General features: G+C 65.7%; 16 protein-coding genes. 6 read left to right on the forward strand and 10 right to left on the reverse strand.

Annotated features, from left to right (window positions below):
* Entirely contained in the window at positions 1-207 is a 207-nt protein-coding gene (locus ACFPN5_RS21015) for a ParD-like family protein (RefSeq protein WP_379785770.1), read from the reverse strand.
* A gap of 170 nt (positions 208-377) precedes the next feature.
* On the opposite strand from ACFPN5_RS21015, the gene ACFPN5_RS21020 reads away from it, so the two are divergent.
* Positions 378-1,355: an MBL fold metallo-hydrolase gene (locus ACFPN5_RS21020; RefSeq protein ID WP_379785771.1), complete on the forward strand. Its 978-nt coding sequence runs from the start codon at positions 378-380 to the stop codon at positions 1,353-1,355.
* Here the strand turns inward: ACFPN5_RS21020 and ACFPN5_RS21025 are convergent.
* Entirely contained in the window at positions 1,352-3,823 is a 2,472-nt protein-coding gene (locus tag ACFPN5_RS21025; RefSeq protein ID WP_379785772.1) for a hybrid sensor histidine kinase/response regulator, read from the reverse strand. The two genes, ACFPN5_RS21020 and ACFPN5_RS21025, sit on opposite strands and share 4 nt — an antisense overlap.
* 138 nt (positions 3,824-3,961) lie before the next feature.
* Positions 3,962-4,558, reverse strand: a complete 597-nt coding sequence (orn, locus tag ACFPN5_RS21030; RefSeq protein ID WP_379785773.1) for an oligoribonuclease — start codon at positions 4,556-4,558, stop codon at positions 3,962-3,964.
* A gap of 47 nt (positions 4,559-4,605) precedes the next feature.
* Between orn and ACFPN5_RS21035 the strand changes: the two genes are divergently transcribed.
* The 5 genes from ACFPN5_RS21035 (at position 4,606) to ACFPN5_RS21055 (ending at position 9,490) form a co-directional block, all read left to right on the forward strand.
* Complete coding sequence (locus ACFPN5_RS21035; RefSeq protein ID WP_379785774.1) at positions 4,606-5,892, forward strand: M48 family metallopeptidase; 1,287 nt, start codon at positions 4,606-4,608, stop codon at positions 5,890-5,892.
* Positions 5,889-6,230: a 4a-hydroxytetrahydrobiopterin dehydratase gene (locus tag ACFPN5_RS21040; protein WP_379785775.1), complete on the forward strand. Its 342-nt coding sequence runs from the start codon at positions 5,889-5,891 to the stop codon at positions 6,228-6,230. The genes ACFPN5_RS21035 and ACFPN5_RS21040 overlap by 4 nt, the downstream gene beginning before the upstream one ends.
* Positions 6,227-7,150, forward strand: a complete 924-nt coding sequence (rsgA, locus tag ACFPN5_RS21045; RefSeq protein ID WP_379785776.1) for a ribosome small subunit-dependent GTPase A — start codon at positions 6,227-6,229, stop codon at positions 7,148-7,150. Before ACFPN5_RS21040 ends, rsgA begins: the two co-directional genes overlap by 4 nt.
* An 89-nt stretch (positions 7,151-7,239) precedes the next feature.
* Entirely contained in the window at positions 7,240-8,163 is a 924-nt protein-coding gene (gene argF, locus ACFPN5_RS21050) for an ornithine carbamoyltransferase (RefSeq protein WP_379786094.1), read from the forward strand.
* Between the two features lie 94 nt (positions 8,164-8,257).
* Complete coding sequence (locus ACFPN5_RS21055) at positions 8,258-9,490, forward strand: argininosuccinate synthase (protein WP_379785778.1); 1,233 nt, start codon at positions 8,258-8,260, stop codon at positions 9,488-9,490.
* A gap of 61 nt (positions 9,491-9,551) precedes the next feature.
* Here the strand turns inward: ACFPN5_RS21055 and ACFPN5_RS21060 are convergent, their stop codons facing one another.
* The 7 genes from ACFPN5_RS21060 to ACFPN5_RS21090 all read right to left on the reverse strand — a co-directional run bounded on the left by ACFPN5_RS21060 (position 9,552) and on the right by ACFPN5_RS21090 (position 22,389).
* Positions 9,552-10,139 (reverse strand): SCO family protein, encoded by a 588-nt coding sequence (locus tag ACFPN5_RS21060; protein ID WP_379785779.1) that lies wholly within the window; start codon positions 10,137-10,139, stop codon positions 9,552-9,554.
* Positions 10,140-10,174: 35 nt separating this feature from the next.
* The gene (locus ACFPN5_RS21065; RefSeq protein ID WP_379785781.1) at positions 10,175-12,040 is read right to left on the reverse strand and encodes a multicopper oxidase family protein; all 1,866 of its coding nucleotides are present in this window, start codon (positions 12,038-12,040) and stop codon (positions 10,175-10,177) included.
* A 155-nt stretch (positions 12,041-12,195) separates the two neighbouring features.
* Complete coding sequence (locus tag ACFPN5_RS21070) at positions 12,196-12,474, reverse strand: hypothetical protein (RefSeq protein ID WP_379785782.1); 279 nt, start codon at positions 12,472-12,474, stop codon at positions 12,196-12,198.
* Positions 12,475-12,503: 29 nt separating this feature from the next.
* Complete coding sequence (locus ACFPN5_RS21075) at positions 12,504-13,847, reverse strand: HlyD family type I secretion periplasmic adaptor subunit (protein ID WP_379785783.1); 1,344 nt, start codon at positions 13,845-13,847, stop codon at positions 12,504-12,506.
* A gap of 12 nt (positions 13,848-13,859) precedes the next feature.
* The gene (locus ACFPN5_RS21080; RefSeq protein WP_379785784.1) at positions 13,860-15,554 is read right to left on the reverse strand and encodes a type I secretion system permease/ATPase; all 1,695 of its coding nucleotides are present in this window, start codon (positions 15,552-15,554) and stop codon (positions 13,860-13,862) included.
* Between the two features lie 23 nt (positions 15,555-15,577).
* Entirely contained in the window at positions 15,578-15,844 is a 267-nt protein-coding gene (locus ACFPN5_RS21085; RefSeq protein ID WP_379785786.1) for a hypothetical protein, read from the reverse strand.
* A gap of 116 nt (positions 15,845-15,960) precedes the next feature.
* Positions 15,961-22,389, reverse strand: coding sequence for a peroxidase family protein (locus tag ACFPN5_RS21090; RefSeq protein WP_379785788.1), 6,429 nt, complete (start codon positions 22,387-22,389; stop codon positions 15,961-15,963).
* Positions 22,390-22,921 lie beyond the last annotated feature (532 nt).

Below are 22,921 nucleotides of genomic sequence, written 5' to 3' on the forward strand. Positions count from 1 at the left end.
CTAGGCCGCCTTGATGGCTTGCGGCACCACCCCCGCCGCGCGCAATTCGCGGGCGACGATCTCATTGAAACTCACGGTCGGATTCATTTCGCACAACATGCCGATCTTGACCCAGAACGCCGCCTGCGCGTTGATCGACCGGCACGAGACGACGCTGGCCTTGCGCAGCTGATCGTGCAACTCATCGTCGATATTCACAATACCCATGCTACCCCCTATATACGAAACGTATACGAAGTATATATAACGGTTCAGCAGCCGCGCAAGCGTTCTTTGTACATTCGACACGGCGCTTGCGTGACGCGGATCAAGCCTGTTGATGTACGATACGCAACGTTCTCTTGTACACATCAACATCAACAACGCCTGGAGACTCCATGACTGCCCGCCTTACTGCTACCACCCTGCGCTCGGTTGCCACCACCTTGGCCGCCGCCTGCGCCGCCGCCTGCATCGCCGCCCCCTCGTTTGCCGCCGCCCCCATGGCGAAGACCCCTGCCCCCGGCTACTTCCGCATGATGCTCGGCGATTTCGAGATCACCCCGCTCTCGGACGGCACCGTCGACCTGCCGGTCGACAAGCTGCTGACGCAAAAGGCCGACAAAACCACGGCCGCGCTGGCGAAAGCCCACCTGAAGACGCCGCTGGAAACCTCGGACAACGCTTTCCTGGTCAACACCGGGAGCAAGCTGGTCCTGATCGATACCGGCGCCGGCGTGCTGTTCGGGCCGACCCTCGGCAAGCTGCTGGCGAACATGAAGGCGGCCGGCTACACGCCGGAACAGGTCGACGAGGTCTACCTGACGCATATGCACAGCGACCACCTGGGCGGCCTCGTGGTGCAGTCGAAAATGGCCTTCCCGAACGCCCTCGTGCGCGCCGCGAAGCGTGAGGCCGACCAGTGGCTGAGCCAGGCGAACATGGACAAGGCCCCGGCCGAAGGGAAAGACACCTTCAAGAACGCGATGGCCGCGCTCGACCCGTACGTGAAAGCCGGCAAGTTCAAGACCTTCGAGGGCGACGTCGAGGTATCTCCCGGCATCCGCGCCCAGGGCGGGCACGGCCACACGCCGGGCCACACCACCTTTGTCGTGGAAAGCCGCGGCCAGAAAATGGTCGTCATCGGCGACCTGATCCACGTGGCGGCGGTGCAGTTCGAAAACCCGGCGGTGACGATCGGCTTCGACGGCGACCAGAAAGCGGCGGCAGCCGCGCGCAAGAAGCTGTTCGACGCCGCAGCGAAAGACGGCGCCCTGATTGGCGGCGCGCACCTGCAGTTCCCAGGCCTGGGCCACCTGCGCAGCGAAGGCAAGGGCTACCGCTTCATTCCGGTCAATTACACGCAGATGCGTTAAGAGCGCAGGCGGGCGGCGTCGGCGCCGCCCCGCGCCGCGCAGGTGCCGCGCACGGCCGCCAGCAGCGCGGCCAGGCGCTCGAAATCGACCGGTTTCACCAGGTGGTCGCTGAACCCGGCTTCCAGGGCCTGGCGCCGGTCCTGTTCCTGTCCATAGCCGGAGACGGCGATCAGCACACTGTGCGCCGTTTCCGGCTGCGCGCGCAGGCGCCGTGCCAGCTCGATGCCGTCGATGTCGGGCAAGCCGATGTCGAGCAGGAACACGTCCGGCTGCGCCGAGCGCGCCTGGGCCAGCGCGCGCAGCGGTTCGTGCTCGACCATCACCCTGTGACCCGACACTTCCAGCAGCATGGCGAGCATGCCGGCCGCGTCCACGTTATCGTCGACCACCATGATGTTCAGGCCGGATGGCGCGCGGCGCTCGGCGGGCGGCGCCGGCTGCGGGCTCGCCACGGGCACGGCCAGGGGCAGGCGCACGGTGAAGGTGCTGCCCTGCCCCGGGCCCGGACTGGTGCAGGTCACCGTGCCGCCGTGCAGTTCGACCAAGTTGCGCACCAGTGCCAGGCCCAGGCCGAGCCCGCCCTGCGAACGGTCCGACGAGCGTTTGGCCTGGGTGAACAGGTCGAAGGCGCGCTCGGTCAGCTCGCGCTCCATGCCGATGCCCTCGTCGCTCACGGAAAGGACGAGCATGCCGTCCTCGGCTGCCGCGTGCACATCGATCGCCCTGTCTTCGGGCGAGTACTTGACGGCGTTGCCGAGGAGGTTCGACAGCACCTGGACCAGGCGCGCGCGGTCGCCCTCGAGCAGCAGCGGGGCGGCCGGCAGGTGCAGCATCAGGCGCTGCCTGCGCCCCATCAACTGCGGCCGCACCTGCTCGGCCGCTTCGTCGACGATGGCGCGCACCTCGAGCGTCGTCTTGTCGAGCTCGATCAGGCCGCGCGTGACGCGCGACACGTCGAGCAAATCATCCACCAGGCGCGTCATGTGGCGCACCTGGCGCCCGATGATGGCGCTGCTCTGGCGCACCCGCGTTTCGTTGAGTGAGCCGATGTCGAGCAACTGCGCCGCCGCACTGATCGGCGCGAGCGGGTTGCGCAGCTCGTGGGCCAGCATGGCGAGGAATTCGTCCTTGCGCTGGTCGGCCTCCTTCAGCTTTGCTTCGGCCAGCTTGCGGTCGGTGATCTCGCGGAAGAACACGGCGATGCCGCCGTCCTGGGTCGGGAAGGCGCGGATCTCGTTCCAGCCGCCGCGCCCATCGATCTGCGGCACCCGGTATTCGACAGCGCCCGGCTGGTGGGCTTCCATGGCCCGGTACAGCATGTTGCCGGCTTCGGTTCCCAGTACTTCCGGGAACAGGTCGAAGTGGTTGCGCCCCACGACTTGGTCCGCCGTCTTGTGGCAGATGCGCAGGCCCTCGGCATTCATCTCGACGATGGTCCAGTCCGGGGCCATCAGCGAAAAGCCCTCGACCATGGTATCGAAGATGTAGCGGCTGCGGTCGCGTTCGGCGCGCAGCTCGGCCTGGGCGCGGGCCGTCTCCAGCGCCGCCCAGGTGCGCTCGGCGGTCTCGCGCGTGAAGCGCACGTCGGCATCGCTCCAGTGGCAGGGCTCGGCGCGGTTCAGGCTGAGGAAGCCGACCAGGTGGCCGCCGCGCATCAGCGGCACGGTCAGCACGGCGGCGGCGGCTTCCGCGCGGAAGATCATCCGCGACTCGATGCAGCGTGGATCGGTTTCGACATCGTCGACGACGAAGGTTTCCCCCGCGCGAGTAAGCGCGGCAATCCTCGGTCCGAATCCATCGAGGGGATACGCGGGGCGCGACAACTCGTGGGCGCCGTCGGCGTTCCACTGGTGGCGCACGGTAAATGAAAGGCCGGCGTCGTCCACCTCGGCATACGTGGCACGGGAGAGGCCCAGTTCTTCGCCCAGCAGGGCGCTCGCCGTGGCCAGCACTTCGTCGGGCGTGCCGAGCGGATGCAGGGCGTCGGAAAGCTTCAGTTCGAGCGCGGCGCGGCGCTCGGACTGCACCCGGTCGGTCGTTTCGATGGCGGTGCAATACAGGCCGGCGACGCGGCCCTTGCCGTCGTGCAGCGGCGAGTACGAGAACGTGAAATAGCCCTGCTCGGGGTAGCCCTGACGCAGGACGGTCAGCGGCAAGTCTTCGTGGAAAGCGGACTTGTCCGACAGGGCACGGTCAATGATCGGCACGAGGTCGGCCCAGATCTCGCCCCACACCTGCTGGAACGGCTGGCCGAGCGCGCCCGGGTGCTTGGCGCCCATGAGGCGGGAGTAGGCGTCGTTGTACAGGAAGCGCAGGTCCGCCCCCCAGGCAACGAACATCGGGAACGACGAATTCAGGGACATCTTGACGGCGGTCGCCAGCTCGGGCGGCCAGCAGTCGGGGTGCCCGAGGGGGTTGCCCTGCCAGTCGTGGCGGGCCAGCAGCGCGCGCACGCCGGCGGGGGGCATAGGAGAACTGCTGTGAAGGATTCCGGGCATCCCGCGATTTTCGCACAGGAATGCATTACCGACGTACACACAGCGCCGGCCGCGGCGCGCACCACGGCCGTTTCGCCTTTTTACAACTTGCGCATTACAATTTACGCATCACAACTTAATGAAATGCTCACGGTAATACTTCAGCTCTTCGACCGACTCGATGATGTCGGCCAGCGCCGTGTGCTTCTGGTGCTTCTTGAAGCCCGAAGCCAGTTCGGGCTTCCAGCGGCGGCACAGTTCCTTCAGCGTCGACACGTCGAGGTTGCGGTAATGGAAGAAGGCTTCCAGCTTCGGCATGCCGCGCGCCATGAAGCGGCGGTCCTGGCAAATCGTGTTGCCGCACATCGGCGATTTACCCGCAGGGACGAAATTCTTCAGGAAGGCGATCAGCGCGGTTTCGGCGTCCGCTTCGGTGACGGTCGAGGCTTTCACGCGGTCGATCAGGCCCGAGCGGCCGTGGGTGCCCTTGTTCCAGTTGTCCATCTTGTCCAGGGTGGCGTCGGACTGGTGGATGGCGAACACGGGACCTTCGGCCAGCACGTTCAGGTGCATGTCGGTGACGACGACGGCCACCTCGATGATGCGGTCGCTGTCCGGGTCGAGCCCGGTCATTTCCATGTCGACCCAGACCAGGTTCATCTCGTTTGGACGGTGCGCTGCCGCTGGTGCTGCTGCCTGTGCTGCGTTATCTGTGGCTTGTGACATAATTCTCTCTTTGCCTAATCAATCCTGCATTTTCTCACAGGCACGGAATGTCTTCATTCGCGTTTTCGGTTTTGTTCGTCGTTTTCTTCATGCTCACGCTCGGGCTGCGCTTCTGGCTGGCCAATCGCCAGATCCGCCACGTGCTGCGCCACCGCGCGAGCGTGCCGGCGGAATTCGCGCACAAGGTGTCGCTTGCTACCCACCAGAAAGCGGCCGACTACACGGTCGCCAAGACCCGTTTCGGCATCGTCGGCCTGCTGTGGGGCGGCCTGACGCTGATCGGCTTCACGCTGCTGGGTGGGCTGCAGGCCTTGTCCTCCGCACTATTGCAGGTGGCCGGCCCGGGAATGCTACATCAGATCCTGCTGGTGGCCGCATTCGCCCTCGTCTCCGGTGTGATCGACCTGCCCTTCGACTACTACCGCCAGTTCGTGCTGGAAGAACGCTTCGGCTTCAACAAGATGACGCGCGGCCTGTGGATCATGGACATGGTCAAGGGCGTGCTGGTGGGCGCGGCCATCGGCTTGCCCCTGCTGTGGGTGGTGCTCACGCTGATGGAGAAAACCGGCTCGCTGTGGTGGTTCTGGGTGTGGTGCGTCTGGAGCGGCTTCCAGCTGCTGATGATGGTGCTCTACCCGACCGTGATCGCGCCCCTGTTCAACAAGTTCACGCCGCTCGCCGACGACAGCCTCAAGTCGCGCATCGAGGGCCTGATGTCGCGCGTGGGTTTTGCTTCAAAGGGGCTGTTCGTGATGGACGGCAGCCGCCGCAGCGCGCACGGCAACGCCTATTTTTCCGGCTTCGGGGCTGCCAAGCGCATCGTCTTTTTCGATACCCTCATCGAGCGCCTGTCGCCGCAAGAGATCGAGGCAGTGCTGGCGCACGAACTGGGCCACTTCAAGCTGCGCCACATCGTCAAGCGCATCGTCGTCATGTTCGCCCTGTCGCTGGCCTTCCTCGCCCTGCTCGGCTACCTGAAGGAGCAGAGCTGGTTCTACACGGGCCTGGGCGTCACCCCGATGCTGGCCGCCCCCAACGACGCCATGGCGCTGCTGCTGTTCATGCTGGTGCTGCCGATCTTCACCTTCGTGCTCGGCCCCCTGAACTCGATCACCTCGCGCAAGCACGAATTCGAGGCGGACGCCTTTGCGGCGAAGCACAGCGACGCCAGCTACCTGGTGTCGGCGCTGGTGAAGATGTACGAAGACAATGCCTCGACCCTGACGCCGGACCCCGTGCACTCGGCCTTCTACGATTCGCATCCGCCGGCTTCGGTGCGCATCGCCCACTTGAATTCTCGCCTTGGCTCCCGCCTTGGCGCGGCGGCGGCATGAAGCTGCCGAGCTTAGTTGAGCAACGTTGCAGCCATGGCGCCCCGGCCCTGAGCGAAGCCGAACTCGCGCCGCTGCTGGCGCAGGTGCCGGCATGGCAACGCATTGGCAACCGCATCGAGCGCTCCTACGCGTTTCGCGACTATCATGAGACGATCGCCTTCGTGAACGCGCTGGCCTGGATGATCCACGCTCAGGACCACCACCCCGACCTGACAGTGCGCTATCGCCACTGCATCGTCTCCTATACCACCCATTCGGCGGGCCATGCGGTCTCGCTGAACGATGTTGTCTGCGCTGCGAAAGCCGACGCAATCTACGAAGAACGGACGCAGGCATGAGCAGCAAGCTGAAAACAAACGAATCAGGCGCAAACGAACTGCGAGGCACCATCATCGCGGCGCACGGGCGCCATTACCTGGCCGATGCGAACGGCGAAAAACTCCAGTGCGTTACGCGCGGAAAAAAAACGAATGTCGCCGTCGGCGACGTGGTGCACCTGGTGAAAACTTCGGAAAACCAGGCCGTGATCGAAAAGATCGCCGAGCGCACCACCCTCTTGTACCGCTCAGACCAGTACAAGTCGAAACTGCTGGCGGCGAACATCTCGCGCCTGTTCATCGTCATTGCCACCGAACCGGGTTTTGCGGACGACCTGGTCTCGCGCTCGCTGGTGGCTGCCGAGGCGGCCGGCATCGAGGCGCACCTGATCCTGAATAAAACCGACGTCGAAGAGCTGCTGCCGCGCGCGCGCGAACGGGCCGCCGTCTATGGCAGGCTCGGTTACCCGGTGCATGAAGTCTCGGCACGCGCCAATCCGGAACACGCGCTTGAAGTGCTGCAGCCGCTGCTGGCCGGCCAGTCGTCGATCTTCATCGGCCAGTCGGGCATGGGCAAGTCCTCGCTGATCAACCTCTTGGTGCCGGATGCCGACATCGCCGTGCGCGAAATCTCCGCCGCACTCGACACCGGCAAGCACACCACGACCTTTACCCGCCTGTACTGGCTGCCCGACGGCGCGGCCATCATCGATTCGCCGGGATTCCAGGAGTTCGGCCTGTACCACCTGAGCGAAGGCATGCTCGAGCGCGCGTTTGTCGAGTTCAAGCCCTACCTGGGCGGCTGCAAGTACTACAACTGCCGCCACCTGGCCGAGCCGCAGTGCGCGGTGCTCGATGCTGTCGCTAGCGGCAAGATCGCGCGCCACCGGCACGAGCTGTACGGCCAGTTGCTGCACGAGTCGGCGCAGACGCTGTATTAACAGGTGGACCGGGCCGCAAATGGCCGCTTTCCCTAGCGTCAAGCAAAACCCCTTATAATCGGAGGGATATCATGGATCCCGAAAACCACATGCCAGGCACCAAAGCGATCAAGCACTTCCTGCAGTTCTCCGATTTCTCGGCGGACGAATTCGAATACGTCATCGAACGCGCGAAGGTCATCAAGCGCAAGTTCAAGGCCTACGAGGTCTATCACCCGCTGGTCGACCGCACGCTGGTGATGGTGTTCGAGAAGAGCTCGACGCGCACGCGCCTGTCGTTCGAAGCGGGCATGCACCAGCTCGGGGGCGCCGCGATCTACCTGAACACGCGCGACAGCCAGCTGGGGCGCGGCGAGCCGGTCGAAGACGCCGGCCAGGTGATGAGCCGCATGTGCGACATCATCATGGTGCGCACCTTCGGCCAGGACATCATCGAGCGTTTCGCGGCGAACTCGCGCGTGCCGGTGATCAACGGGCTGACCAACGAACACCACCCCTGCCAGGTACTGGCCGACATCTTCACCTTCTACGAGCACCGCGGCCCGATCGCCGGCAAGACGGTCGCGTGGATCGGCGACGCCAACAACATGCTGTACTCGTGGCTGCAGGCGGCCGAAGTATTCGGCTTCCACCTGAACATCTCGACGCCGAAGGGCTACGACCTCGACCCGGGCCTGGTCACGACCACCCGCTATACCCACTTCGAGAACCCGTCGGACGCCTGCGAAGGCGCGCACCTGATCAACACCGACGTGTGGACCAGCATGGGCTTCGAAAAGGAAAACGCAGAAAGGCTCAAAGCGTTTGACGGCTTTATCGTCGACGCCGCCAAAATGGCGCGCGCCACGCCGGATGCGCTCTTCATGCACTGCCTGCCGGCGCACCGCGGCGAGGAAGTCGCGGCCGAGGTCATCGACGGCCCGCAGTCGGTCGTCTGGGACGAAGCGGAAAACCGCCTGCACGTGCAGAAGGCCCTGATCGAATACCTGCTGCTCGGCAGGATCGATAACTGAGCGAAGGCTAACCCGATTTTTGCAGCACCCTTGTTTGATCGTCGGCCCTCCGGGGCCGGCTGACCATCTCACTCCCCTCCACACTGGAATTTCCATGAGCGACATCAAAAAAGTAGTTCTCGCCTACTCCGGCGGCCTCGACACCTCGGTCATCCTGAAATGGCTGCAGGATAATTACGGCTGCGAGATCGTCACCTTCACGGCCGACCTCGGCCAGGGCGAAGAACTCGAACCGGCCCGCGCCAAAGCCATCAAGTTCGGCATCAAGCCGGAAAACATCTACATCGACGACGTGCGCGAGGAATTCACCCGCGACTTCGTGTTCCCGATGTTCCGCGCCAACACCGTCTACGAAGGCGAATACCTGCTCGGCACCTCGATCGCGCGTCCGCTGATCGCCAAGCGCCTGATCGAGATCGCCAATGAAACCGGCGCCGACGCCGTCTCGCACGGCGCCACCGGCAAGGGCAACGACCAGGTGCGCTTCGAGCTGGGCGCCTATGCCCTCAAGCCCGACGTGAAAATCATCGCCCCATGGCGCGAATGGGACCTGCTGTCGCGCGAAAAACTGCTGAAGTACGCGGAAGACGCCGGCATCGCGGTCGACATGAAGCACAAGAACGGCGGCGCGCCCTACTCGATGGACGCCAACCTGCTGCACATCTCTTTTGAGGGCCGCCACCTGGAGAACCCGAGTGCCGAAGCCGAGGAATCGATGTGGCGCTGGACCGTCTCGCCAGAGGCTGCGCCGGACGAAGCCGAGTACCTCGACATCGAATACGAGCGCGGCGACATCGTCGCCCTGAACGGCAAGCGCATGTCGCCGGCCGAAGTGCTGACCGAACTGAACCGCGTGGGCGGCAAGCACGGCATCGGCCGCCTCGACCTGGTGGAAAACCGCTATGTCGGCATGAAGTCGCGCGGCTGCTATGAAACCCCGGGCGGCACCATCATGCTGCGCGCGCACCGCGCGATCGAATCGATCACGCTGGATCGCGAAGTGGCGCACCTGAAGGACGACCTGATGCCGCGCTACGCCAGCCTGATCTATAACGGCTACTGGTGGGCGCCGGAACGCGTCGCGCTGCAAACGCTGATCGACCACACCCAGGCCACCGTCAACGGCTGGGTGCGCGTGAAGCTCTACAAGGGCAACGTGATCGTGGTGTCGCGCGACTCGAAGACGGATTCGTTGTTCGACATGAACATCGCCACCTTCGACGAAGACGGCGGCGCCTACAACCAGGCCGATGCCGGCGGCTTCATCAAGCTCAACGCGCTGCGCATGCGCATTGCGGCCAAGGCACGGGCCAAGCGCGGGCAGTAAGCTGCGCTTCGGTTAGACGAAAGCCGCCCTCGGGCGGCTTTTTTCATGAGCGGCGCTCCACCTACAAATACCCCGAGATCGAACTGACGATCTGCTGCGCTGTCGCCTGCGCCGGGATCATCGACCAGCGGTCGAGCCCGTCGTGGCCGATGCGCACCATCCCGGTGTGCTGCTTCAGGTCGGCATCGGTCACCGGGTTGGCGTTGTAGAAACCGAGCTTGAAGCGCAACAGCTCCACGTCGCGCGGCTCGCCAGTCAGGAAAGTCCAGCCGCCGCTGATGCCGTACTTGTCCATGTAGCGGCGCAGGTCGATTGGTTTGTCGATTGCGGGCTGCAGGGTCAGCGAGTACATGAAGACGTCGCGCCCGACCCGGCTGCCGAGCGCTTCCTGGACGCGCAGCAGGTTGGCGGTATTCGGCGGGCAGATGTTGGCGCAGTTCGCATACATCATGTTGAGCACGACGAGCCGGTCCTTCACCAGGTCGGTATAGAAATGAACGTCGCGCCCTTCATGGGTTTGCAGCAGCACATTCGGAAAATGGCCGGCCGCCGGCCTGCGTGGCCCCGCACGGCGCTGGGCCGCGCGGGCCATTGGACTGAGCAGCGGCGATACCGCCGCCATCGCCAGAAAAGATCTGCGTGTATGCATGGTTATCTCCTCACCCCTGTAGCGTTAGATGGCTCTCAGGCCACGACGTCGAAGCGCACCATCATGTGATGGTCTTCGTGCACGGTGTTATGGCAGTGCATGATGTATTTGCCGACGAAGTCATCGAAGCAGATCAGGATGCGCACGGTCTCGCCCGGTTTCAGTTCGAAAACGTCCTTGCGCCCGCGCTCGTGCGGCGGCGGCGGCAAGCCGTTGCGGGTCAGGATGCGCGCCTCCTCGAAGTGGACATGCACCGGGTGGTGCCAGCTGCCCTTGCCCTTCAGTTCCCAGATCTCGTCCACGCCGCGCTTGATGACCGTGGCCGGCCGGTTGATGTCGAACAGGCGGCTGTTGACGGTCCACTGGTCGTTCTCGCGGTCGAACTCCCAGCGCCGGACCCGTACGTTCGCCGGTGCCTTGGCCGGGGCCAGAGGGCGCAGCACGGCAGGCACCTGGCTCACGTCAGGCTCGTCCGGCTCGCGGTCGACGTCGAAGCGCAGGATTTGGGTGCCCGGCGTGAGCAGGAGCCCGGTCGGGCCGCGGCCATCGAGGTGTTCGAGGCGGTTGACGAAATAGACCTTGCTGCCGAGCGGGAATTTCGAAAAGTCGATGACGATATCGCCGCGTTCCGCGTTCGCCAGGCGCAGCTTGTCGACGGTCAGCGGCGCCGGCAGCAGGTTGCCGTCGTTGGCGATGTGCAGGAACTGCTGGTCCTTGCCATCGTGCACCAGGTAGAACTGGTAGAAGCGCACCGCGGAACCGTTCAGGCAGCGAAAGCGGTACTTGCGGCGCGCCACGGAAAAGTAAGGCTGGATCTTGCCGTTGACGAGAAACTTCTCGCCGACGACGCCTTCCGGGTCGAACTGGTTGAAATACAGGTAGCCGCCTGAATCGAAGGAGCGGTCCTGGAACGCGAGCGGGATGTCGTACTTGCCAACGCCGCTCGGCAGGCGCAGCGCGCCGGGCGTCGTGTCGTGCTCGTTGCCGGTATCGACGCCATCGAAGATCAGGTAGAAGCCCGCCAGACCGCGGTAGACGTTCGGCGAGGTGAACTCCATGCGGTGGTCGTGGTACCACAGCGTGCCGAGCGCGGCAGCCGGATCGCCGTCGGTGGCCGGAAAGTCGGCCGTGTTGGACAGCTTGTTCGGATAGTGATGGTCCTTGTAGCGGCCGGCACGGGTGAGCGTCGGCCCGTATTTGTCGCGGCTGTAATAGTCGCCCGGGAAGCCGTCGCTTTCCGATGGCGTATGGCCATTGTGCAGGTGGGTCGAAATTTCGGGCGAGCCGAAGCCCCGGTGATCGTCCGGCAGGTCGTTTTCGATGCGCACCAGGATCGGCTCGCCGTACTTGACGACAAAGGTCGGCCCCGGCGTCACGCCGTCATAGCCCCAGATCTTTTGCCTGGGCAGGTTGGGGTGGAAGGAATGGTCTTCTTCCCGGACCCGCAGTTCGTAGAACTTGCGTGGCGGGTAACGGTCCCAGGCCTGGTGCGGCAGCCGCCCGGCTTCGTCGTTGCCGGCTTCGCGCGTCGGCTCGGGGCTCAGGCCGCTTTGCGGCTGTTTCACTTCCGGAATCGGCAGCGGCACCATGAAGGGCGGCGTGGCGGGGCCGCGGACGACCGTGCTCGTCATGAAATCGAGGCGCACATCGTTTGTCGGCAGGGCCGCCTTGCCCGCCGCCGCCGTGCTGCCCGCCGTGCCTGCCTTTGCTTTCGTCGTCGTGCCCGGTGCCGGCGGCGCAGTGCCGCCCGGCGCCGGCGCCGGCGCCGGCGCGTTCAGTTCCAGGTTCGCCTGCGCCGCCAGCGCGGCGACGCCGGCGGCCGCCACCGAAGCGCCCAGCAGCCGCCGTTTCGGCTGGCTGGGTGCTTCGGATTCGTCGTTATGATCGTGGGTCAATTTCATCGCACTCTCCAGGACTTGTTCGAAAAACGCTCGCTGCGGTCTTCCTGCAGCGGGTCGGCGTGCGCGCATGCGCCTCCTTGCCGGCCCGGTACTGCGGTGGTGCGGCGGCATGGGCCGCCAGGTAAGTTCTGTGCAATATCATGACTTCCCCTCGTTCATTTGCCCGGTATGGCGGCGCCCGCCGACAGGCTTGGGACGGCCAGCGCCCCGCTCCTGGCGGCAAGGGGCCGGGCGGGATGCCGGGCCCGCTCCCCTACGGCGATGCGGGCGGAAGCGTTGCTCCCCGCCGCTCTGGGCGCGCCGCCCGTATTCGCCAGCGCGCCCGCGGCCGGCGCTTCGCCCTGCACGGCCAGCACGGCCAGCCCGGCGGCGATCATGACGATCGTGACGATGCCGCACCGCCGCAGCTCCGCCCACTCTTCCTGCTCATCCATGCTTGCCCCCATCTTTTCTCGGCTCCCGCCTACATTTGACGCCCCGCCTTGCGGATCGTGGACATGACCGGCTCTACCAGGTATTGCAGCGGCGTCTGGGTGGCGCCGTCGATATACACCTCGGCCGACATGCCGGCCTGCAGCTTGATGTCGCGCGCGGCAACGAGGGCCTGTTCGTTGGCCGCCACCAGCACGCTGAAATACGCCTGGCCCGTGGCCTTGTCGATCAGCCGGTCGGCCGAGATGTAGGTCACCTCTCCCTCCACCATCGGGGCGCTGCGGTATTTCAGGGCCGTGAACTTGATGCGCGCCTTCTGGCGCAGGTGGACGTGGTTGATTTCTTCGGGACGAATATGCGCTTCCAGCATCAGGCGCGCGTCCGACGGTACGATCTCGGCGATCGAGTCGCCCGGGCGCACGACCGCGCCCGGGGAGGTAAACTTGAGGTCGATGATTTCCCCGCTGGCCGGGGCGACCACCACCTGGCGGCTGGCCGCGTCGTCGGTCTTGCGCATTTCCTGGTCGATGTCGGTCAGGCGCGCCACGCTCGCCTTGACCTCGTCGCTGGCGCTTTGCATGTAGGCGTTTTGCAGCGAGCGGATGCGCAGCTCGATGTCGGCGATGCGCTGGCCGGCGCGCGCCAGTTCCGAGCGCCGCTCGTCGACCTTGGCGGCGTAGTCGGCCACTGTCGCTTCCAGCTGCGCCAGCTTGGCGCTGGAAATGAACTTGTCCTTGTGCAGGCCGCGGTTCTGTTCCAGGTCCTGGCGCTGCAGGGCCAGCGAGCGTTCGATGTTGCCGATCTGGGCGCGCAGCGAGTCGCCCTCGTTGACCACCTGCGCGCGCTGGGCGCGCATCAGCGCCACTTCGCTCTCGAGCGAGGTACGGCGGCTCGAGAAGAGGCTCATTTCCTTATCCACTGCCTGGCGCACGCGTTCGTCTTCGCGCGCCGCCGCCAGCAGGTCGCCGGGCAGGCGCAGGCTGCTGGTGCGCAGCTGCTCGCTCTCGAGGCGCGCCAGGGTGGCGCGTTCGACGACGGCGCGGTAGGCCAGCCGGTTGCGGTCGGCATCGACGCCGACATCGCCCAGCTTCAGGACCGGGTCGCCGGCGCGCACGCGCTGGCCGTCGCGCACCAGCACCTCGCGCACGATGCCGCCCTCGAGGTGCTGGATCGGGCGCCGGTTCAGGTCGACCTTCACATAGGCCGGCGCCACCACCGCCATCGACAGCGGCGCCACGCAGGTCCACACCGCCAGCGGTACCAGCGCCCCGTAAAACACCCGCATCCCGAGGCGGCTCAGGGAGCGTCCCTGTTCGCGCGCCGTCGCCATGCCACCGCCATCCACCAGTTCGTTCACAGTCATTGCGTTGCTCATGTCCGTCCCTCCTTATCGTGCGACCGCGGTGCCCGCGGTATCGACCACGGCCTGCGCCTGGCGCTGCATTTCCTTCATCACTTCGCCGGCGGCGCCGTAGCGCTTCACGCGGCCCGCTTCCAGCACGAGGATTTTCGTCACGTGCGCGATCAGCGACGGCCGGTGGGTGATGATGATCGTCGTCACGCCCTCGGCGCGCAGGCCGCTGACCGCCTGCGCCAGCGCGATCTCGCCGGCGCCGTCGAGGTTCGAGTTCGGCTCGTCCAGCACCACCAGGCGCGGGTTGCCGTACAGCGCACGCGCCAGCGCAATGCGCTGGCGCTGGCCCGGCGACAGGCGCAGGCCGCCCTCGCCCACCGGCGTGTCGTACCCTTGCGGGAACTCGTTGATCATGTCGTGGGCGTTGGCGCGCTGCGCCGCCCGGATCACGCGCTCGGAATCGACCGCATCCAGGCGCGCGATGTTGTCGGCCACGGTGCCGTCGAACAGTTCGACGTCCTGCGGCACGTAGCCGATCCACTGGCCGAGCTGCGCGCGGTTCCAGTAGGCGACGTCGACGCCGTCGAGCCGCACCGTTCCCGTGCTCGGCGCCCACACCCCGATCAGGAGGCGCGCCAGGGTCGACTTGCCGGCCGCGCTGGCGCCGATGATGGCGAGCGACTCGCCCGCGTCCAGGCTCAGGGCCAGGTTGTAGAGCACCGGCTTGCCGGACCCGTGCGCGCGAAACGACAGGCCCTCCACCTGCAGCCGCCCGACCGGGCAAGGCAGCTCGACCTGTTTGCTCGAGTCCGGGAAGTCATGCGACATCACCTCGAGGCGGCGGTAGGCGGCGCGGCCGTCGGACAGCGCGCGCCAGCTGCCGACCAGCTGCTCGACCGGCTGCAGGGCACGCCCGAGCAGCACGGTGGTGGCGATCATGATGCCGGCCGAGGCTTCCTGGCTGATCACCAGCCAGGCACCCAGCGCCAGCAGCAGGATCTGGATCGCCTGGCGCAGGCAGCGCGTGAGTGCCGTGAACACGACGCTGCTGCGGCCGGCGCTGGCCTGGAGGCCGGCGACCTCGCTTTGCAGCGCGCGCCAGCGGCCCAGCAGCTTGCCGGTCATGCCAAGTGCCTGCAGGATTTCGGCGTTGCGCAGCGAGCTCTCGACGTATTTCGAGGCGCGCCTGCCGTCCTGCTGCAGGCCCTCGATCGCGCCCTGGCTGATGCGGTGGTTCAGCCACGCCACGGCCAGCATCAGCAGCACGGAGGCGACCGCGCCCATGCCGAGCGCCGGATGGAAGCCCCAGATCAGCGCCAGGAACAGCGGCGCCCAGGGCGCGTCGAACAGCGCCGCCAGCGCATTCGAGGACAGCACGTTCTTCAGGGTGGCCAGGTCGCGCATGCCTTCGCCCACGCCGGCGTTCGGCATGCGGGCGGCGCGCTCGACCAGCGTCTCGACCACCGGGCGCGCGAGGCGCTCGTCGACCATCGCCGCCAGCACGCCCTGCAGGCTCTGGCGCACGTAATCGAGCAGCAGCATGATCAGCAGCGCCACCCCGGTGCCCACCAGCAGCACGATCAGGGTTTCGTGGCTGTTGGTCGTCAGGACCCGGTCGAATACCTGCAGCATGAACAATGCCGGCACCAGGTACAGCAGGTTGACGCAAAAGGAAAAAAGGCCCATATACCCGAGCAGGGGCCGCAGCTCTCGCCAGATCGTTTTCATGGTGGTCTCCGGGAGCGCGTGGATTACACCGGCGGCACGGTGGATTTTTTCGGGGCGGGAACGCATCGCCGCCAGGCCGGCGCACCATCCTGCTGATGGGGGCCGCGGTTCGCGGCAGGACGGGCTGCGGCGCAGGCAAGGGGACGGGACGCGTGCAGCCGCACGAGGACCCGGAATGCGGGCAGGTAGCCTGCCGGGCGAACGAGGATCAGGTCGATGCTGCCTGGATCGGTTTCGGCAAGCGCAGCGTGCAGCCGCTGCGCATCGGTGAAGCGCTTCTTACATTGCATGATGCTTTCTCCCAAGCTTGTTTCTTGTACTCGTATTCATGTTGTTGCGTGGACCGGAGCCGCCCGGCGGCGCGGCCGCCGGTCCACGCACTACACTGTCTCCCCCGCGGGGACGTTCAGACGGTCAGCAGCTCCCCCGGCGCGGCGACGGCGGCCGGTGCTGCCACCGGCGCCTGCCCCTGCAGGATGAAGTCCTCGATCGTGAGGTCGTCCAGATTCCCCACGCCCTGCAGCAGGAACGAGCCCATGGTGCCGATCGTCACGCGCAGGTCGGCGCCAAGGTCGGTGAAGCTGACGCTGGTGGCGAAGGTGTCGGCAGTGATGCCCAGGCCCGAGATGTCGAGCAGGTCCTGGCCGCCCAAGGCGTTGAAGTCGACCTCGCCGGCGACCGTGTCGGCGCCAAAGCCCGTTGCCGCGAACACGAAGACGTCGTTGCCGGTTCCGCCTTCGAGCCGGTCGTTGCCGGCGCCGCCCTCGAGCCGGTCGTTGCCAGCGCCGCCGCGCAGCGTGTCGCCGCTGGCGCCGCCGCGCAGGTAGTTGTCCAGCACATTGCCCGTCAGGATGGTGGTTCCGCCGGTGTGGATCACGTCTTCGACGCCGGTGCCAAGCGTGACACTGGTGGCGGTGGACATGATGGTGTCGAAGCCTTCGCCATCGGCTTCGACGACGATGTCGGTGGACGAGCCGACGAAATAGGTATCGTCGCCCAGGCCGCCGGTCATGCGGTCGGTGCCGGATCCGCCGTTGAGGCTATCGTTGCCGTCGCCGCCCGTCATCGTATTGTTCGACGTGTTGCCGACGCCGGTGAAGTTGCCCGTGCCGACGAACACGAGTTCCTCCACATTGCTCCCCAGCGTATAGCTGTTGGCCGACACGCGCGCCTGGTCGAAGCCGGCGGTGGTACCGGTATTTTCCACGATGACGTCGAGGGTGTTGTCGACCAGGTAGACGTCGTTCCCCGCACCGCCCGTCATCCGGTCGGCGCCCAGCCCGCCGTCGAGCGTGTCGGCGCCGGCACCGCCGACGATCGCATTCACGGCGGCGTTGCCGGTGCCGACAAAGGGTCCGGTGCCGATGAAGGTCAGGTTCTCGAGGGTTGCTCCCAGCTCGAAGCTCGCGAGCGTGGTGCGGATGGTGTCGGTACCCTCCCCCGCCACCTCGACCACGGAGTCGAGCGCCTCGTCGACCACGTAGGTGTCGTTGCCGCGCCCGCCAATCATCAGGTCCAGGCCCGCGCCGCCGTTGATGGTGTCGGAGCCGCTGCCGCCCTGGATCCGGTTGGCGAGGGCATTGCCGGTACCGGCGAAGCCCGATGTCCCGGTATAGGTCAGGTTTTCGAGCTCGTCGCCCAGCACATAGGCGGTAAGCGAGGTGCGCACGGTGTCGAGGCCCTCGTTGCCCAGTTCGGTGACGACGTCGCCGCTGCTGCCAACGACATAGGTATCGTCGCCGCTGCCGCCGCGCATGGTGTCGATGCCGCTGCCGCCGTCGAGTGTGTCGTCACCCAGCCCGCCCTCGAGCAGGTCGTCGCCGGCCTGGCCGCGCAGCGTGTCGTTGCCTTCGCCGCCAAACAGGCGGTCGTTGCCGCCGCTGCCGCCGTCGAGCACGTCGTTGCCGATGCCGCCCGTGATGGTGTTGCTGACGGCGTTGCCGGTACCGATGAAGTTAGTGGTGCCGGTGTACACCAGGTCCTCGACATTGAGCGCCAGCGCATGCGAACCAAGGCCGGTGCGCACCGTGTCCTGCCCCTGTGTCGCCAGTTCCGTGACGCGGTCGCCGCTCTCGCCGACGATATAGGTATCGTTGCCCAGGCCGCCGACCAGGGTATCGGACCCCAGCCCGCCGTCGAGGGTGTCGTTGCCGTTGCCGCCGGTGATGGTATTGGCCAGCGCGTTGCCGGTGCCGGTAAAGTCGCCGGTGCCGGCGAAGGTGAGCCGTTCGAGGTTGTCGGCCAGGGTGCGCGAGGCCAGCGTGGTCTGGACGGTGTCGGTTCCGGCGCCGGCCGCCTCGGTGATGACGTCGCCGAGGTCGTCGACCATGTAGGTATCGTTGCCGGTGCCGCCGGTGAGCACGTCGGCGCCGAGGCCGCCGTTGAGCACGTCATCGCCGCCCAGCCCGATCAGCTCGTCGTCGAAGATGGTGCCGCCCAGGGTATCGGCGAGCGTGCCGCCGATCACCTGGTCGCCCACGCCCTTGGTGGCCGCCGACGGGATGGCACGGTTGACGCCGGTGGCGTCGACGAAGCTGGCCACCACGCGCAACTGCTGCTCGACCTGGGCCTGCTGCGGCAGGAAGGTGATACCGGTGGCGCCGGCGATGTTCACGAAGGCGCCGCCGATGAAGGCCTGCCACTGGTAGCTGATGGCCGACTCCTGCACGTTGCTGAACGCGGCCACCGAACCCGGATTCGCGGTCAGCAGGTGGCGCTCGGTCGGCGACATGTCGTCGATGCTCGGTTCGCCCGTGAGGTTGATCACGTCGTTCAGGAATACCAGTTCCTCGATGTTGCGGATGGTGTCGACGCCGTCGGCCGCGGTGCCCCGCGCGTGGGCCACCGTCCAGGTATTGTCGATGTTGCGCGAGATGTCATAGTTGGCGCGCAGGTCCGAATAGACGGCCCTGTCGGTTTCCGTGGTCTTGGTCGTGGACTGCAGGATTTCGCGCACGATGCGTAGCTGGCCCGGGTTGATGGCGCCAGACAGCATGTCTTCCCTCAGCGCCGCGATGCTGTCGACCGAGCGGATTTCCAGGTTCGGATTCGTCTTCGACATCACGGCCACGCGCACGTTGAGCCAGGCGTCGCCGTCGATCAGGTCGTTGCCGGCCTTGCCGGTGATGCGGTCGCTGCCGGCGCCGCCGATCAGGATGTCGGCGCCCGTCCGCGGGTCGAACACGATGGCGTTGGGGTTGGCAACGGCGGGTTTGCCCAGCAATTCCTGGAAGCCGTTGATCAGCGCGACGTTCTTTTGCAGCAGGCCGCTCTGGTCCGTCGGTAGCAGGACGCCGGAATCGTCGCCGGTGACACCGGTCGGGCGCACGGTGCCAATCAGGACGTCGTCGAATTTCCAGCCCGACAGCGCCTCGACCGAATCGAAGCGGTCGCGCAGGATGAACTGGTCCTGCTGGCCGAACAGCGGGATGCCGAGGTCAGAGTTGGCGGCGTTCGGGTCACCCTTGTGGATGCCCCAGTCGAAGCCGAACATGCCGTTGCTGCGCTGGATGCCGGCGCCCTGCACCATGATGTCGTCGCCCGATTCGCCGTCGTAGTCGGTGTCGTTGCCCTGCCCGTTGAGCACGTCGTGGCCGATGATGGTGCTGTTGAAGAACAGCTGCGAGTTTTCGCCGGCGAGCGAATCGAAACCTTCGCCGCCCTCGAGCCAGTCGTCGCCTTCGTTGCCCATCAACAGGTCCGGGCCATTGCCGCCAATGGCGAAGTCGTTGCCTTCGCCGGCAAAGATCTCGGTAAAGTCGGGGCCGACGATGAAGAAGTCCTGGCCGGCGCCGCCGAACACGATGTCGTTGCCGGCGCCATTGCTGATGACGTCGTTGCCGTTGTCGCCGCGCAGGAAGTCGGCGGCGCCGGCCGGGGTGCCGTGGTCGGTGATGATGTCGTCGCCGTCGCCGCCATGCACCTGGTCGGCCTCGTCGCCGCCGTCGAGGATGTCGTTGCCGCCGTCGCCCCACAGCGTGTCCATGCCGCGCCCGCCCTTCAGGGTGTCGTTGCCGGGCGTGCCGCCCAGCACCACGTGGTCGGGACCGTCATAGGCGTAGATCAGCTGGCCGCCGTCCGCCTGGTTGTCGCCATCCACGTCCGCGCCCGGCGCCTTGCGCGTGACGAGTGAGGTAAAGGCGTTGAGCACCGGATTGTGCCGGCCAGGGTCGCCGTTCAGCACCCCGCCGCTGCCGGCGATGCCGGTGCGCTGGTCGGCCCTGTTCATTTCCAGGATATAGCTTGGCGTGGTGAACATCAGGCCCGGCAGGTGGCTGGTGTTCATGGCGTCGCCAAGGTCGGTGTTGCGCATCGCCATGGCCGAGAACAGGTTCCCTTCCAGCTCGTTGAGCAGGTTCAGGCCCTGGGTGCGGCTCAGGTAGTAAAAGCGGTCGCCGTTCTGCAGCATTTCCATCTGCGACTCGAACACGAAGTTGAAGGTCGGCGCCAGCATGCCGCCGAACTCGAGCTTCGCTTCGGCCAGGCCGCCGATCCAGAAGTCGACCTTGTTCAGGCCGCTCGTGGCGGCGGTCCAGCCGCTGTTTGCCGTACTGTTGAGGAAAGCGAGGCGGTCGGCCGGCGCGACCTCGAGCGGGCCGTCGCCGGCGCCGTCGTCGATGCCGTCGCCGTCGTCGTCGATTCCGCTGGGGAAGTCGATCCTGCCGTTGTTGTTCAGGTCCAGGTCGCCCATCACGAGCAGGGTGGCGGCGGCACGCTTGCCTTCGAGCGTGGTTTCATCCTTGATGCTCGGGTGCAGGCCATAAGCGGCGATGAAGTTGATGATCGAGGCCGGGTTCTTCATGTGCGGCGCGAAATCGGCCCAGCTCGTGTAGGGCTTGAGCTGGCTGTCGCCGGTCATCTTGTAGAACGCCGCGCGCGCTTCGTTGAAGCTGGGCGAACCGGTATCCCGGGCGCGCGCGATGTTCAGGGTCGCCAGGTCGAGCGGCAGGCCGACCAGGTTGTTGCGCAGCGCGTCGGTGACGAATTCGTCGATCTCGTTGCCGACCTGGCGCGACATGCCGCGCACGATCTCGCCGACCGCCAGGTGCGGGTCGAGCGTGCCGTCCTTGTCGAAGGCGATCGGGTTGAGGAAGGCCTCGATCAGGCCGATGTCGCTCGACTGCATGTCGCCGTCGATGCGGGCCACGGTTTCGTTGAGCATCGAGTGGCCGAAGCGGTACACGACGTTGGCGAACTCCTCCATGATGGCCGGGTCGATGTCGGCCGAATTCGAGAACACGAAGGGATCGATGCTCGGCTGCACGGCGCGCGCGAACTCTTCGAACACCATGTGCTGGTACTGCATCTCGTTGACGAAACGCCCGGCCTGGAATAGGCGTTCGCCGTCCCACTGGAGGGTGGACGGGTCGGCCGGCAGCGCCGTGATGTCGGTCGCCAGCCATTCGTTGATGAAGGCCAGGTCGCCGCTGGCGAGGATGGTGTCCTTGTACTGCTCGACCAGGCGGTTGTGCTCGCTGTGGAAGATCGCGTGGATCGCGGTCAGGCCGATGTTTTCGTTGCCACGGCCGTCGCCGGTGATGAAATGGCGGTCGAGCAGCTCGTCGTCATAGCGGCCCACGGGCACGGCTCCGCCGGCGACGCTGTCGTCGTCGGCCAGCAGCTGCACGCGGGGCGTGCGCGGGTTGTGGTCGTCGTCGTAGGTGCCGGGCGCGGCGCTATGGGCGATATCGTCGAGGAAGGCGTGGCCGGTACGCTGGGTATCGGCCGGCAGCGCCACGCCCAAACCGCCGTTGGCGGCCGGGTTGCCTTCGACCAGGCCGGTCGCGGTGACGATCTGCACGAAGCCGTTCGGTCCGCGGATGAATTCGCCGTAGCGGTCGGTCGCCAGCAGCGGCACGTTGAGGACGTCGGTATCGGTCAGCTGGATGCCCAGCAGTTTGGCGGCCTGTTCCTTCACCTCGGCCCAGTTGCCGGTGCCGTGGGCGCCGTCGAGCAGGCGGCCGGTAGCCAGCGGCCTGCCGTCGACCATCGCGTAGTCGCGCAGGAACACCTGGTGCGAGGGGTGCGAGGTATAGGTCTGGTTCTGGTCGATGAACGGGGTCGTGGTATTGACGTGGCCGCGCAGGTCGTCGTCGGCGGTGTTCATCTTGCCGTCGGGGCCGGGCGCACGGGTATTCGTGGCGCGGGTGAGCACCATGAAATTGGTCGGGCTGCCTTCGACGTAGAGCGGGTCGTCCGGCTGCAGGGGCACGAACACCGTGCCGCCGCCCTTGCTGATCAGGTCCAGGCCATGGTCGAAGAACTGGCCGAACAGCGCCATCATGCCGTTGAAAGGTGGCGACAGGCCGATGTCGGGCGACTGGTTCGGGATCAGGAGCGTGCCGTCGGGGGATTCGTGGACGGTGCCCATGCCGGGGTAGGTCGCGATGTCGGCACGGTCGTCGGCGGCAACGATGGCGGCGGGATTGCTTTTGGTCTGGTCGACGATCAGGTTCGAAATGATGCGCGGCTGCGAGTCGAACACCATGTTCCCGGGACTCGTCTGCGCATAGCTCGAGCCGGCGACTGCCGGGTTGCCGCCGAGGACGCCGGCCGCGACGCCCTCGGCGTCGTGCCAGACGCCGGCAATCAGGCGCGGCATGACGTTGTCCGCCGCTCCCATCTTTTCCATGCCCGGCAACAGGCTGTTCCATGTGCCGTCGACGGTGCGCAGGCCCCAGGGCAGCAAGGGGCTTCCCACCAGGTCGCGCAGTACTTGGCCGTTGACGGCGCCGGTGACGGGATTGGTGCTCCCTTCCGCAATCTTGATCTGCTTCAGGATGAACGTCAGGTCATCCAGATTCACGTTGAAATTGTATTGCGCGTTCTCACTCATGACCATTCCCCAGGTAATTTGGACGTTCGTATTTATGCATCCGACTGCACTCAGAAGTGAACAGGCAAGGGAATGCCCGTCACGTCCGGCTATCCGTTGCATATATGCCCGGACAGGCAGAGTAACCATTAGTCGCAGCAGGTGTATTTACTAAGCTAGCATAAAAAATTTACGCAATTTGCATAAATTTTATAGCGTCACAAAAACAACACATCGGTCCGCTCGCGGTTCCATTAAATATTTCTATTGCCGTTATTTTATGCATAGTAAGTAAGACAGAACCTACAGCGCTGTCAGAGCACGAAATTCCCGCAGCGTCATAGGAGGCAGTCTACGCCCCGCAGTTCGAAGAAATACGTGGAGCAACTTTGTAGGCGCAGCCCAGGCCCGACCGGCGCGCTTATTGACTTGCCGGTTATATTTCATGCATTGTGCATCGACCTGATTAAGGCGCACAATATTTTTCCATCCGCGATTCCGTCAGTTTCCAAAAGAACCGCACAAAGAATGTTTCTTGGATTCAATAACCGTC

The sequence above is a fragment of the Massilia niabensis genome, from assembly GCF_042655085.1.
In the GTDB taxonomy this organism is placed as follows: Bacteria; Pseudomonadota; Gammaproteobacteria; order Burkholderiales; family Burkholderiaceae_D; genus Telluria; species Telluria niabensis.

What these genes read in the sequence shown, in the direction of transcription:
- ACFPN5_RS21090 (WP_379785788.1), bottom strand. Translation starts at nt 22,389, where the DNA reads ATGAGTGAGAACGCGCAATACAATTTCAACGTGAATCTGGATGACCTG.
- ACFPN5_RS21020 (WP_379785771.1), top strand. Translation starts at nt 378, where the DNA reads ATGACTGCCCGCCTTACTGCTACCACCCTGCGCTCGGTTGCCACCACC.
- argF (WP_379786094.1), top strand. Translation starts at nt 7,240, where the DNA reads ATGCCAGGCACCAAAGCGATCAAGCACTTCCTGCAGTTCTCCGATTTC.
- ACFPN5_RS21015 (WP_379785770.1), bottom strand. Translation starts at nt 207, where the DNA reads ATGGGTATTGTGAATATCGACGATGAGTTGCACGATCAGCTGCGCAAG.
- rsgA (WP_379785776.1), top strand. Translation starts at nt 6,227, where the DNA reads ATGAGCAGCAAGCTGAAAACAAACGAATCAGGCGCAAACGAACTGCGA.
- ACFPN5_RS21075 (WP_379785783.1), bottom strand. Translation starts at nt 13,847, where the DNA reads ATGAGCAACGCAATGACTGTGAACGAACTGGTGGATGGCGGTGGCATG.
- ACFPN5_RS21065 (WP_379785781.1), bottom strand. Translation starts at nt 12,040, where the DNA reads ATGAAATTGACCCACGATCATAACGACGAATCCGAAGCACCCAGCCAG.
- ACFPN5_RS21060 (WP_379785779.1), bottom strand. Translation starts at nt 10,139, where the DNA reads ATGCATACACGCAGATCTTTTCTGGCGATGGCGGCGGTATCGCCGCTG.
- ACFPN5_RS21080 (WP_379785784.1), bottom strand. Translation starts at nt 15,554, where the DNA reads ATGAAAACGATCTGGCGAGAGCTGCGGCCCCTGCTCGGGTATATGGGC.
- ACFPN5_RS21085 (WP_379785786.1), bottom strand. Translation starts at nt 15,844, where the DNA reads ATGCAATGTAAGAAGCGCTTCACCGATGCGCAGCGGCTGCACGCTGCG.
- ACFPN5_RS21070 (WP_379785782.1), bottom strand. Translation starts at nt 12,474, where the DNA reads ATGGATGAGCAGGAAGAGTGGGCGGAGCTGCGGCGGTGCGGCATCGTC.
- ACFPN5_RS21040 (WP_379785775.1), top strand. Translation starts at nt 5,889, where the DNA reads ATGAAGCTGCCGAGCTTAGTTGAGCAACGTTGCAGCCATGGCGCCCCG.
- ACFPN5_RS21055 (WP_379785778.1), top strand. Translation starts at nt 8,258, where the DNA reads ATGAGCGACATCAAAAAAGTAGTTCTCGCCTACTCCGGCGGCCTCGAC.
- orn (WP_379785773.1), bottom strand. Translation starts at nt 4,558, where the DNA reads ATGTCACAAGCCACAGATAACGCAGCACAGGCAGCAGCACCAGCGGCA.
- ACFPN5_RS21035 (WP_379785774.1), top strand. Translation starts at nt 4,606, where the DNA reads ATGTCTTCATTCGCGTTTTCGGTTTTGTTCGTCGTTTTCTTCATGCTC.
- ACFPN5_RS21025 (WP_379785772.1), bottom strand. Translation starts at nt 3,823, where the DNA reads ATGCCCCCCGCCGGCGTGCGCGCGCTGCTGGCCCGCCACGACTGGCAG.